This window comes from Pseudobutyrivibrio sp. C4, assembly GCF_900111635.1.
Taxonomy (GTDB): Bacteria; Bacillota; Clostridia; order Lachnospirales; family Lachnospiraceae; genus Pseudobutyrivibrio; species Pseudobutyrivibrio ruminis.
On sequence record NZ_FOHF01000002.1, the window covers coordinates 412,181 to 425,784 of the forward strand.

8 protein-coding genes are annotated in these 13,604 nt (G+C 39.4%); 6 read left to right on the forward strand and 2 right to left on the reverse strand.

Features of this window, described 5'->3' with window-relative positions; genetic code table 11:
• Positions 1-22: 22 nt before the first annotated feature.
• Entirely contained in the window at positions 23-5,053 is a 5,031-nt protein-coding gene (locus tag BMY66_RS05835; RefSeq protein WP_090394493.1) for a collagen binding domain-containing protein, read from the forward strand.
• Complete coding sequence (locus BMY66_RS05840) at positions 5,043-5,630, forward strand: class D sortase (protein WP_090394494.1); 588 nt, start codon at positions 5,043-5,045, stop codon at positions 5,628-5,630. Before BMY66_RS05835 ends, BMY66_RS05840 begins: the two co-directional genes overlap by 11 nt.
• A 32-nt stretch (positions 5,631-5,662) precedes the next feature.
• Here the strand turns inward: BMY66_RS05840 and BMY66_RS05845 are convergent, their stop codons facing one another.
• The gene (locus BMY66_RS05845) at positions 5,663-6,475 is read right to left on the reverse strand and encodes a transglutaminase domain-containing protein (RefSeq protein ID WP_090394495.1); all 813 of its coding nucleotides are present in this window, start codon (positions 6,473-6,475) and stop codon (positions 5,663-5,665) included.
• A gap of 277 nt (positions 6,476-6,752) precedes the next feature.
• Between BMY66_RS05845 and hypB the strand changes: the two genes are divergently transcribed.
• The 4 genes from hypB (at position 6,753) to BMY66_RS05865 (ending at position 12,855) form a co-directional block, all read left to right on the forward strand.
• On the forward strand, positions 6,753-7,424 hold the full coding sequence (gene hypB, locus BMY66_RS05850; RefSeq protein ID WP_074788759.1) for a hydrogenase nickel incorporation protein HypB: 672 nt from the start codon (positions 6,753-6,755) through the stop codon (positions 7,422-7,424).
• Positions 7,425-7,497: 73 nt separating this feature from the next.
• Positions 7,498-10,281 carry an FAD-dependent oxidoreductase gene (locus BMY66_RS05855; RefSeq protein ID WP_177175592.1) on the forward strand — a complete coding sequence of 928 codons (2,784 nt, stop codon included), beginning with the start codon at positions 7,498-7,500 and terminating at the stop codon, positions 10,279-10,281.
• 701 nt (positions 10,282-10,982) lie between these two features.
• A complete protein-coding gene (locus tag BMY66_RS05860) occupies positions 10,983-11,984 on the forward strand; it encodes an alpha/beta hydrolase (RefSeq protein WP_090394496.1) in 1,002 nt (333 codons plus the stop codon).
• Between the two features lie 115 nt (positions 11,985-12,099).
• A complete protein-coding gene (locus tag BMY66_RS05865) occupies positions 12,100-12,855 on the forward strand; it encodes a helix-turn-helix domain-containing protein (protein WP_090394497.1) in 756 nt (251 codons plus the stop codon).
• Positions 12,856-12,978: 123 nt separating this feature from the next.
• On the opposite strand, the gene BMY66_RS05870 is transcribed toward BMY66_RS05865, so the two are convergent.
• Positions 12,979-13,581 (reverse strand): cytidylate kinase-like family protein, encoded by a 603-nt coding sequence (locus BMY66_RS05870; RefSeq protein ID WP_044937393.1) that lies wholly within the window; start codon positions 13,579-13,581, stop codon positions 12,979-12,981.
• Positions 13,582-13,604: the final 23 nt, after the last annotated feature.

Below are 13,604 nucleotides of genomic sequence, written 5' to 3' on the forward strand. Positions count from 1 at the left end.
CATAAGAAGGGAACTATAGATAATGAAAAAAAGGATTATGGCGGCAGTGCTGGGCTTTGCTATTATATTTAGCACCTTCAGCTCAGATCTAGTGTCGCAGGCAGAGGGAGTCGCAGAAACCCAACAGGTGGAGGAGCAGACGCAGCTCGAGACACCAGAAACAGAAATAATAACTGAGGAACAAAAGAAAGAAGAAGTTCCTATTAACAAAGAGGAAGAGAAAGAAGCAGAGGAGCCAGTTGTAACAGAAGACGTTGAACAGCCAGAAACTTCAGTTTCTACAGTGCCAGAAGAAACAACTCCGGAGGAAGTGGTTTCTGAAGAGACTGAGGCAGAAGAGGTAGCTTTTTCTCAATCAAGGGACATAGATGGAGTTAGAATCTCCATGTCTGCAGCAGCAGGGGTTCTTCCAAAGGACAGCCACTTTGAAGCAGTTGCCATCACTGGAAAAAGCAACATCTCAAAAATCGAGGATGCAGTAGAAAAGAACCTTGCTGATACAAAGTCAGTAGTAGAGGTGAAGGCATTTGACATCACTATCTATGATGTAAATGGAAATGAGGTTCAGCCAGATACATCAAAGGGAAATGTCCAGGTAACTTTCAACAATATTGACACAGCAGAGGTAAAAGCTGATGCTAACAAAGATATGGAAGTATTCCATATAGCCGATTCCATGCAGTCGGCCGAGTCTGTAGATACAAGTGTTGGAGATGGCCAGGTTAGCTTTGAGGCAGAGCATTTTTCTACATATGCAATGGTAACTGTTGTGAACGATGCCAAGGAGTCTGTTGAATCGGATGATCCATATGCACTTGTTGATAAATTTGAAATAACAGGACTTGATTTATCAACAGATTCTACAAATCCAACAAAACTAAATAAGTCACAAGAGATTAGTGTTCAGTACACCTTTAAGAAGGGCATAAAGCTTAATGCTGAACCTAAGACTAAAACTGGTATATATATAAAAACAGGAGAACAATATCAGCTTCCATCTATACCATCAGGATGTGTGCCTACAAAGAAGACTATTGCTGTACCATTTGGAACTGAAACATTAGGAACAATACATTTTAATGACGATGGTACAGCTTATATTGAGATAACATACAATCCATCAGAACCACAGGAAGTAACAATTGATCCTGCAGGATTTGTATTGGAATTCAAATTTAAAAATGAAGCAAGCTCAACTCAGCAGGAATATGAACTAGCATTTGGTAACACAACATATTATGTAAAGATTGCTGATTTTATGGCTCAAAAGCCAACGTTTACAAAAACAGGTTCAGATATAGATAGCGATGGTAATATTACATGGACTGTCACAGTAAAAAATAATGCTAAACCGATTGAATATGATGGTGGTTATACATTCACAGATACAATCGGAACAGGTCATACATATGTGGATGGTTCATTTACAGGTGGAACATTAGAATCTTCAGGCAAATCAAATTTGGTTTGGAGCTGTGAGGATAATAATGCTAATGCCACTCATACATTTACATATAAGACTCATGTAGATTTCCTTGCCCTTACAAAGGATGCGAATGAAGATAAGACTGTAAATAAAGACGTTGAGAATGCCATTGTAGTTACAGCAACACCAAAGGATACAGCTGATTATGATAAGCTTAATGAAAAAATAACAGCATCGTCATCAGTAAGCAAAGCTGTTACAAAATGGATTAATAAAACTGGTGGAGAAATTGTTGCACAAGAGAATAATACTGGTGTAGCAACATGGGAAATTACAATTAAGAATAATGGTTACACATTATCGAATGTTGTTTTACATGATGTTATTACTGTTGATACAGGGGTAGACGTAACAATATCAGATTTAAGCATTGATGGAATGACAAAGAATACGGATTATACAGTAAGTGCTCCTTCCACAGGCGTTGGTCAGGAGATAGCATTTAAGAATTCTATGAAGGGTGACGCTACCTATACGATTTCTTATAAGACTACAATTGCTAATTATAAAGAGTACCTTAAGGCAAATCATTCTATTCCAACAAATAAAGCTTGGGTTACATATACCTATGATTCAAATGGCGATGGAACAGGTGATACAGACGTAGTTGGACCTGACGTTATAAAGAACTTTACTGGCGCAGGTATTAGTGCAAATGCGGCATTAAAGAAGACATTTAAGTCATATGATGCAAAGAACCATACTATGACATGGGAAGTTACTGTCAATGATAATGCACAGACACTTTATAATGTGGTTGTAACAGATACACTTCCAGAAGGTCATATATATGACGATAGTTGTTCTGTGACAGGTGCAGACGATGTGTCTGTATCTGCTGATAAAAAGACTGTAACAGTAAAGCTTGGAGATTTAACAGCTTCAAAATCATTTACTATTGTTACTAAGCTAGAGGATAGTGAAAGTGCATTTTGGGCATCAAATCAAAAGACGAAGACTTACACAAATAAAGTAGCGGTTAATTCATTTGAGGATGCTGAAAAAACTACGGCTAATGCAGAAGTTACGGCAAGTGCGACTGGCAAATATGAAAGTACAGTATTAACAAAGGCTGCAGATTCTTATGATTATAATAGCCACAGAATTAGATATGAATTAACAATTAACAACAATAATACAGAATTAAATAATGTAGATGTTAATGATTCGTTGAATTCAAAGGTAAAGCTTGTTGATGGTTCGGTAAAGATTATCTCTGGAGAAGATAGTATTACTAATTTTAGTTATACCGAGACTGATAACAATTTGAAGCTAAGTTTTGACCAACTTACAAAAGAGGTCAAAGTTGAGTTTTATGTAGAAGTAGTAGACGATAGCGTATTTTCAGGTAATGAAACAACAACTATTACTAACGCAGCCACTATTATTTCTGACGAATATAAAGAGGAAGTGTCATCCGGAACACCTGTAGAGACTCAGATTGATAATATAAAGTTTAATAAGACTAGTGGTACGATCACAAACGATATAGTTCCATATTCTATTAAAATCAATCAGGCACAGAAGCCATTATATGAAGATGGAGTGGATGAGGTTTATGTATTTGATACATTAGGTGCCAGTCTCACTTTAGATAAAGATTCTGTTAAGCTGTACGAGGCAACAGTTTCTTCAGATGGAACGATGACAAAAAGTAACGATGTTACTAATCTCGATGACATAACATTTGGAAAAGATGGAAGAAAGACTACGCTAAAGGTTGTTCTTCCAAAAACTAGCAATGCTTACATATTGGAGTATTCTGCAGCTATGACAAATGAGTCTGCGAAGGATTTTAATAATAGCGCTGTATTAAAAGCTGGACAGAATACCTCGCAACTAACTGGTTCGGTGGATTTGAAAGAGTACTCTTGGGCAGGAGCTCAGATGTCTAATATGGTTTACTGTATTGTTGAACTTACCGATGAGCAAACACATGAACCAATAGAAGGTGCTGAGTTCGATTTGTATGATGGCGAAGAGAAGATTGATTCAGGTATAACAGATGAAAACGGAGATATATATTTCGTTGGTGGCCTTGAGGAAAATCATAACTATCAAATAAAAGAAACTAAGTCGATTGGAATATATGTTGTCCCAGACGAGTTAAAGGATGGAACCGTAGAAGTCACTGGAGTAAAAGGTTTGTATAATGCCAGTGATTCAAAGACTGAGGTTACAAATTCAAAACCTAAAAAGACAATTACAGTTGAATTATTTGATCAAGATGACAATACAGTTGATTTAACATCCATCGGCACAACACCAGGTATTATATCCATCACTAATGGCGGTATCGAAGTTTGGAATTCATCAACATTTACAACTCCTTTTGAGGCTGTTTATGGTCAGGAATACGAAGTCAAGGAGTCACAAGTACCATTTGGATATGTGGGTGATTCAACTGATGGCTTGAAATTTAGAGTAGAGGATGATACAACATCTGACAATTATGGAAAAATAGTTATTGTAGAAAATACTATTGGTGCTACAAATACTGAGTCATCGATAACAATGTATGATCATAAGCTTAAATCGGTTGAAGTAAGCATTAATGATGTGTCTGACCAAGGTAGATACTTATCAGGAGCTAAATTTACACTGGCATATAAAACTACAGATAATGTAGTAAAAGAGTGGGTATCGGATGGTTCATTTGAAACACTCACATTGCCAGAGGGAGATTATTGGCTGACAAGAACAGATGCACCACTAGGCTTCCTTAACGAGAGCAAAGCAATAAAGTTTACAGTTAGTTCAAGCCTTTTTGGCAACACAGTCACATTTAAAGACTCTTCCAACGTAGGTGATATTCAAATAATAGCTAATGAAAATAAGGTGGTTGTTCCGGAAACACCTGATTCTTCAAGTGCAGTCACATTGACAGATTTTGCACCAACAAAAGATGGTGAACCATCAGATGAGATTAAGACAAAAATATATACTGTCACATACGAAGATGGAATACCTAGTGGTTTATCAGACGCACCGGTTTGGGATAGTGATACAGCGACAGGAGATCCTGTGCTAAATCCAGAAACAGAATATGTAATTGTATCAACAGATAGTGATGGAAACATGACTTCAAAAGTTGTTATGGTTCAGGTATATGAAGACGAGGATGGAACTATAAAGACAAAGCTTATAGAAAAGCCAACCCTTAGAGGCAGTGACTATGTTGATGTGCCTGTAGAGTATGATGAGGAGGGCAACCCACTTCCAATTACAATAAAAATGGATGTAAAGAGTCCGGTAGCACCTACTCCAGCACCATCAGAATCATCAGCATCAGAAAACACTGGATTTACGCTTCAATCAGGCATAGCAAACACTGCTAGCAACAATGGAAGCTACACAGCAAAAAAAGACAATCAGGAATTAGCTCTCAAAGAAAAGGATATTATAGTGGGTGCTGATCTTGATGAAAATAATCAGGATGTTAATGCTGATAGCCTTGCAAAAACTGGTGGCTTTGTAGGTACATTGTTTGGATATCTCACAGCAGTGGCGCTTATTCTTGCTGGTTTGTATTTAACACTTGGAAAGAAAAAGGAACATGACAAATAAACAATCTATTAAAAAGATAATAGGTTTAACGTTAATCGCATTGGGACTGGGCTTATTGCTCAGTTCTATTGCATTAAACCTAAAGCAATACTATTCGAAAAAGAAGACGGTGCAGGAGTTCAAGGAATATATTGAAAGTGGCGACGCATTTCTTGATACAGATGGCAATGAAGCTGTCACAGGAGATATGCTTTACATCCTCAGAATTCCATCTATCGATTCAGAAAATCCTGTGAGAGAGGGTACTGAAAGAGATGTGTTATCAGATTCTCTTGGACACGAATCGGGAACTGCTTTTGCAGGAGAGGAAGGCAACTGCATAATAGCAGGCCATCGAAACTACAACTTTGGTAAATATTTTAATCGTCTTGATGAGGTTGAGATAGATGATTTGATTTATCTGGATTCAGCCACAGAAACATACACATATGTGGTTACAGACATTCAGGTGGTGGACCCTACAGATGTAGAAATCCTAGAACCTATCGAAGGAAAAGAAACACTTACTCTCTATACCTGCACACCAATATACATAGCAACACATCGCTTAGTAATTATTGCTGAGCGTGTGATATAACAAAAGCCAGCCTGGTTTTTCAGGCTGGCTTTTTAGTTACAAGCCACGATTCTTCCGGACAGGCTCGAGCGGCTGTGGTCTGAAGCAAATGCGGCATCGCTTTTATTGAAATAATCATAGGATGTTACTCCGATGCATTCAGATATTGAATCGTCCCAAGTCAAATCTACGTTGTAAAACTTTCCATCAATCTTAACTACGTTCCAGGCGTGGGTGCTTCCCATAGAAATTCCAGTTACATAATAGCATGTGATGCCAAGGCGCTGGCAGGCTGCCTGAAATGCTCTGGCGTATCCGGCGCATACGGAGGTGCCTGTTGTAAGAGCGGAGTAAGCGCTTTGATTCATATGATTGTCAGGATCATAGGTGTTCATTTGACAGATAGCGTCATGCAAATATTTCTCCTGGTCCACCTGGCTGGTGAATTGCTTTGCACCAGAAACCAGCGAATTCAAAACACCATTGAAATTTGCTTGAGCTTGTGGCAATTCATCCTTTGTAATGCAGAATTTCAGTCGAACTTTATGAACGATATTAGATGAATCTACGGCATATTGATAAGATGTGTACACCCAGAAAAGCTCGGGATGATCATTGAATAGAGAATTCATTGTATCTTCCAGGCTTTTTTCAGATATAGGAGTATCCAACAAAAAAAGCTCGTCATTGAAGTTCATGATATTTTGGTAAATCTGATTATATACGGAGAGCTGGTCCGAATTAAGAAGTTGTAAATATGGGTATAAAGGCTCATTTGAAGTGAGCGCAGTGCTGGTAAATGTGGTAGAATGTATGCTAAATATTAATGTAATTAAAAGACAAATCGAACATACTCTTTTTTTCATATCTCATCACCTGAAATAGTAGTTTTCAAAGGAAAATCATCCTATTATCAGATTATAATTTTAAATGGTGAATAAAATTTGTACAAAGCCCGTGTTCACAAAGAATTCACAGTGATAATACACACCCTGTGTAATAAAGTAGCTTTGTCCTAGAATTTATACCGGTTTGTGGCGAAAAAACTTATTGACAATTTTTTATCAATTAGAGTATATTATATATACAGGAAACTGAAAAAATGAGTTAGAGTTTACTAACAGAATTTGGTTAGGAGAGCTTATGCTAGATTACAAAATCATCGAAGTTAAGCAGAGCATTTTTGAAGACAATGATGCAGATGCTGATAAGCTCAGACAGGAGATAAAAGAACAGAAGACATTTCTTGTTAATCTGATGTCAGCTCCTGGTTCTGGCAAAACAACCACATTATGCCAAACAATCGCACGTCTTAAGGACGAAATGCAAATCGGTGTAATGGAGGCAGATATTGATTCTGATGTGGACGCTGCCACAATTACTGCGGCAGGAGCACGTGCAATTCAGATACATACAGGAGGAATGTGCCATCTTGATGCAGATATGACCCGTCAGGGCTTGCATGAGTTTGGAACAGAAGACTTAGATCTTGTCTTCCTGGAAAACGTTGGTAATTTAGTTTGTCCAGCGGAATTTGATACCGGTTCATCAAAGAACGCCATGATTCTTTCTGTTCCCGAGGGAGACGACAAACCACTTAAGTACCCACTGATGTTTTCAGTGTGTGATGTAGTGCTTATCAACAAATGCGACACACTTCCAGTGTTTAGCGAATTCTCAAAGGAGGCTGTTGTGGAACGAATCCACAGTCTTAATCCTAATGCAAAGGTTATCTTTGTTTCAGCAAAAACTGGCGAAGGATTTGACGAGTGGGTTGACTGGTTGAGGGGCCAGGTTCAGCAGTGGCAGGCATAATGCTTGGAATTGAGACTTTTTGAGGGAAGTATAAATATTATTTTTTTTAGGGCAATTAAAGGAGGAAATTAATATGGGTATCGGACCAGACAATTTGGGCGATTTTTATCCTGATTGGGTAAATGATTTAAAGGATGAAGATTTACGTCCAGAAATTCTTCAGCTTGGAAAGGTAATCACAGATAGAGCAAAGATTAAGCTTGGTCTTCAGAAGATTACAAAGTACGATCCAGAGTACTGGGCTGTAGCAAATCTTGCACCTACAAAGGAAATTGCAGAGCTTGCACTTTCTATGGGTGGCATTAGAAAGCCAAAGACTTTCAAGGAACTTCTTGAAATCACTGGCCTTGATGAAAAGACACTTGAGGAAAGACTTGAGAAAGCTAGCTGGACAGGTCTTTTAGAGTGGAACTATGAGAACGAAGCTCACGAAAAGCAGTGGGTACTTCCTATGTTCGTTCCAGGTTCTGCAGAGTTCTCAAATATGAATCAGGATTTCTTGGCTGAGCATCCTGAGATGGGACGTTTCTTTGAGAGAATGAGCCGTCTTCCACTTGAGGGACTTACACACATGGTACCACCAGGAGGCGCTGGTATTGGTATGCACGTTATCCCTGTAGAGGACGCTATTTCAATGGAGCAGGAAGCAATCGGACTTGAGAAGATTTCTTACTGGCTCGATAAATACGAAGGAAAGTATGCTAAGTCACCATGTTCTTGCCGTCTTTCTAGAAAGACATATGACGAGGGCTGCGCTGATGATCCAGAAGGATGGTGTATCGCAGTTGGTGATATGGCAGACTACGTTGTTGAGACAAACAAGGGTGGTGTTTACATCACTAAGGAAGAGGCGCTTGATATTTTCAAGCAGGCTGAGGACAACGGCTTCGTTCACCAGATCACAAATATCGATGGCGAGAACAAGATCTTCGCTATCTGTAACTGTAATGTAAATGTATGTTATGCACTTCGTACATCACAGCTTTTCAATACTCCAAACATGTCACGTTCAGCATATGTTGCTCACGTTACAGCAGAGGACTGTGTTGCTTGTGGTAAGTGTGTTGAGAACTGCCCAGCTGGTGCTGTTAAGCTTGGTCAGAAGCTTTGCAAGGCTGATGGCTCACAGGTTGAGTATCCAAAGCAGGTTCTTCCAACAGAGCGCAAGTGGTCAACAGACGAGTGGAACGACAACTATCGTGACACAAACAGAATCAACTGCTACGACACAGGTACAGCTCCATGTAAGACAGCTTGTCCTGCACATATCGCTATCCAGGGTTACCTTCGTATGGCAGCTCAGGGACGTTACAAAGAAGCTCTTGCTCTTATTAAGCAGGACAATCCACTTCCAGCAATATGCGGTCGAGTATGTAACAGACGTTGCGAGGCAGCTTGTACACGTGGAACAATCGATGAGGCAATTGCAATCGATGAAGTTAAGCGTTTCTTAGCAGAGATGGATCTTAAGTCAGAGACACGCTACATCCCTAAGAAAATCGTTCCTTCACAGAAGGGTGAGTTCACAGAGAAGGTAGCTATTATTGGTGCAGGTCCTGCAGGTCTTTCTTGTGCTTACTTCTTAGCACTTAAGGGCTACAAGCCTACAATCTTTGAAAAGAGCAAGTATCCAGGTGGTATGCTTCGTTACGGTATTCCATCATTCGTACTTGAGAACAATGTTATCGACGCTGAAATCGAAATCATCAAGGAGCTTGGTGTAGAGATTAAGTGTGGCGTTGAAGTTGGTAAGGATATTTCACTTGATGAGTTACGTAGCCAGGGATACAAGGCATTCTACGTAGCTATTGGTTGCCAGGGTGGTAACAAGCCAGGCGTACCAGGTGATGATGCTATCGGTACAGCAACAGCTGTTGATTTCCTTCACGAGTGCTCAGAGAACGAGAAATACGATATCAAGGGTGACCTTGTTGTTATCGGTGGTGGTAACGTTGCTATCGACGTTGCTCGTTCTGCTAGACGTGTTGGAAACGAAAAGGTTTCTATGTTCTGTCTTGAGAGCAGAGATATCATGCCTGCATCTCCAGAGGAAATCGAAATCGTTGAAGCAGAGGGCGTTGAGCTTAACTGCGGATGGGGACCAAAGGAGGTTCTCGTTGATGAGGCAGGTGCTGTTAAGGGAATCGTTCTTAAGAAGTGTACTCGTGTTAAGGACGAGACAGGTAGATTCTCTCCACAGTATGATGAGAATGACACAATCACTGTAGAGTGTAAGCACGTTATCTTCTCAGTAGGACAGCGTAGCGTATACGGAGATCTCTTCAAGGGTTCTAAGGTTGTTATCGAGAGAGGCCCTAAGGCTGATGCTCTTACATACCAAACAGATGAGCCAGATATCTTCGTTGGTGGTGATATGTACACAGGCCCACGTTTTGCTATCGATGCTATCGCAGCAGGTCGTGAGGGAGCTATCTCAATCCACAGATTTGTACAGCCACACAGCTCACTTACAATCGGACGTAACCGTCGTGACTTCATCGAGCTTGATAAGGAAAACATCAAGATTGGTGATTATGATCATAGCGCACGTCAGATTCCAGGCGTTTCAAAGACAACTGTTGATGGAGAGCTTACATTCCGCGACAAGACAGTAGAGCTTACAGAGGAGCAGATTAAGAAAGAGACAGCTAGATGTCTCAAGTGTGGTGCTTCAGTAGTAGATGAGAATAAGTGTATTGGTTGTGGTGTATGTACAACTAAGTGCGAATTCGATGCTATCAAGCTTTACAGAGAGCATCCAGAGTGTTCAAAGATGACTCCATCTGAGGACAAGCTTAAGTATGTTCTTCCTAACGGATTAAAGCAGCGTATTAAGGTTGCTTTCAAGCACAGATAATTAAACAAACTATAGGTTGATAAACAACCCGTTACGGCTACAAGCCTGATGAATTCTTCGCTCGGCAACACGCCTCGCTTAAGAATTATCAGAGCTTGATGCCTACGGGTTGTTTTTTAATAGTATGTATTATTGGAGCTTGATAGTTAACCATGGCTTTTTTATATCTAAGTATTATCATGGCTTGATAGTTACCCAAAATACTTGGGGGTTGAGAAAATGATTATTTAGTTAAGTTTAAAAGTGATAATGGTATATTTCACTTAAAAAGTGGAAGAGTGGTTAAGTGTATATGAGAAAAAAAGAAATAAACTTAAAATAAGTTAAAAATATTTAGGTTATTTTAAGTTTATTTTCAAGATTAGAATATTCACTTAACTATTTTAGGTGTTAGTTAAGTTTATTCATGTTTATGAATAATAAACTTAACAAACTAAAAAATTAGAAACAAAAAGTTAAGTTTATTTTTGGTGAAAAGCAAATTCACTTAAGTGGATTTCTCAGTTTTAAGTGAAAGTTATTGAATAATGAAATTCACTTAAATGTTAGTAGATTTATATATAAGTGAATTTGAGAAATTCATAGATGAAACTTAACTGTAAATAAATTGCTAATATCATAAGTAAATAAAGATAATTCAATTTATTTTGTGGCAGAGAATAGGTATATATTATGCTATTATATAGGCATAGGAGGGATATATGCGAAATATTTATTTATTTGCAAACGGATTTGGCGAGACGGTGAGAACACTGATTATCGCGTATCTTATTCTTACATTCGTATTTACGGTATATTCTGTAGCCAGGATGTACTATATTGAGCATAAATCAAATAATGTGAAGGGCGGTAGAGCCAGAGTAAAAGAGCTGCAGGCATCCGGTAGATTTAGGCAAATTCCGGTGTATTCAATGGAGGAAATGGCCAAGAATAAGCATAAGCGCGATGTGAGACTGATGTATTTTCCAGCTGACAATCCAAAGAGCAAGCGCTTTATGGTGATTCTTCCCGGTGGAGGATACGCACATCTTTGTACAAAGCAAGAGGGATATCCCGTTGCGGCAGCCTTAAATAAAATGGGGATTAATGCATTTGTTTTGGAATATCGTGCTGGAAGAGATTGCGAAGCCTTTGCTCCAATGGAGGATTTAGGAGTGGCTCTTCGCCTTATCTCAGAAAATGCTGATAAATATAATGTTCAGATGGATGGATATGGGCTTATTGGTTTTTCTGCTGGAGGAAACTTAGCGGGAATCTTCTCTAGCCATAAATATGGATATATGGATTTTGGTTTACCAAAGCCAGGAGCTGTCATATTAGGATATCCTTGGACCTGCGTAAACGATTGGTTACATCATCCTTACTGGAACATTTGGATTGGTTTGATGGGCATTTGGCTTAGCAACAGAGGCAGCTTCCATATGTTTGGATTACGTCACATCAGAAGAGGTCGTGTGCTTCTAGATGTGCAAAAATATATTGAAGATGATTACCCACCAACCTTCATGTATTCAGGCTCTTGGGATGTTCTTGTTCCTGCAAGTCGTCATGCTGATGTTTTTGAAAGCGCCCTCAAGGCACATGGCGTTAATCATATCTATGAGAAGTACTTTGGTGTACCTCATGGCATTGGCCTTGGCATTCGCACAAAGGCTGAAGGCTGGCTTGATAGGGCAGTAGAGTTCTGGGAGTCAGTAATCTAGGGAGTTCTAGTTTTCGTGGAGTTTGATTCTAGGCGGATTCTAGCATACATAGGTTTATTCTAGGCGTCTTTTCTTATAGCCTAAAGGTGTAACAAAGGAAGCGGCAGGAGGTCACATGTTAGATTTAATAAAGACAGGTTCATTTATTTCTGAGATGAGAAAGGAAAAAGGACTTACACAAAAACAATTGGCAGATCAGGTGGGAGTCAGTGATAAGGCGGTTTCCAGATGGGAGACTGGCAAAGGATTGCCTGACACCAGCATCATGCCAGAACTGTGCAAGGCACTTGATATTAATGTAAATGAGCTGTTATCCGGTGAGCGCCTGAACGCTGAGGCATATAGTGGAAAGGCGGAAGAAATAATGGTTAGTTTAGTTAAAGATGTTCAGGAGAATAAGAATGACAAAAAATCAGTAGTGCTAGGTTTGGCATTAGGCTTTGTATTGTTGATGTTAGGGCTGATTGGTATAGTGACAGTCAGCGGAAGCAGAGTAGTATATTTCCTTGATATTCCATCAGCAGTTTTTGTACTGGCGATACAGCTTATTGTTTTAGGAGCTGGTGGGCAGATGAAAAGCTTTCTGGGAGCGTTTAAGCTGCTTTTTGGAAAGAAAGCAGAGATAGAGGACGATGTTGCATTGGAAGCCGCAAAATGCGAATTTGCTATGAAATACGCCCAAAGAGGGGCAATTCTTGGCGGAATACTTTCCAGCATAATGGGATTTGTAGCAGTGCTTGCTATAGTGTGGAGTGAGTCACCAGATACAATTGGGCCAAACTTGGCGGTAGCGGTGTTATCGTTGTTTTATGGAGTGTTATTCGCATTAATACTAATGCCTATCCAGGGCCGTTTGCACAGAATGCAATAAAAAAAGCTAAATGTAATAGGCAAACTCTTAGGTTTCTCAAGCGAAGCATTCTACGCTAAGCGGAGAAACACTAAGGTTTGTCTATGTAACATTTAGCTTTTTTGATTGCTTTTTTATTTCTATTTATTCTGGGAATGCTGCAGCTAAATCGCAGATTGTCTTTACACACATTCCTTCACCAAGAGTGCCGCTATCAAGGATTACATCATATTCACGGAAGTCACCCCAATTTTTATCAGTGTAGTACTTGTAATATGTTTTACGCTGTTTGTCTTTCTTTGCAAGTCTCTTTTCAATGCTGACATTCTCGATATTTTCATAGCGCTCTAAAACACGTTTCTTTCTATGCTCCATATCTGCGTGAATCATAACATTCATGCAACGAACTCCCTCTTTTCTAAGGATATAATCAGCACAACGTCCAACAATTACACATGGTCCTTTGCTTGCGCAGTCAAGGATGACTTTTTTCTGTGCAATAAAGATTTCGTCCTGTGGGCTCTGGAAGTACATTGTTCCTGCCGCAGAGATATCAAACCACATTGCTGTGGATGAAGTGTACTCACCCTGAGTCTCTATAAGTTCTTTTGCATAACCGCTTTCAACTGCTACGCGATTAACAATTTCTCCGTCATAAAATGGGATGTTCAACTGTTTTGCCACAGCCTCGCCTATGCTATGACCGCCGCTGCCAAATTCTCTTGAGATGGTAATTACTGGATACATAGTTGTTCCCTCCAATCACATTT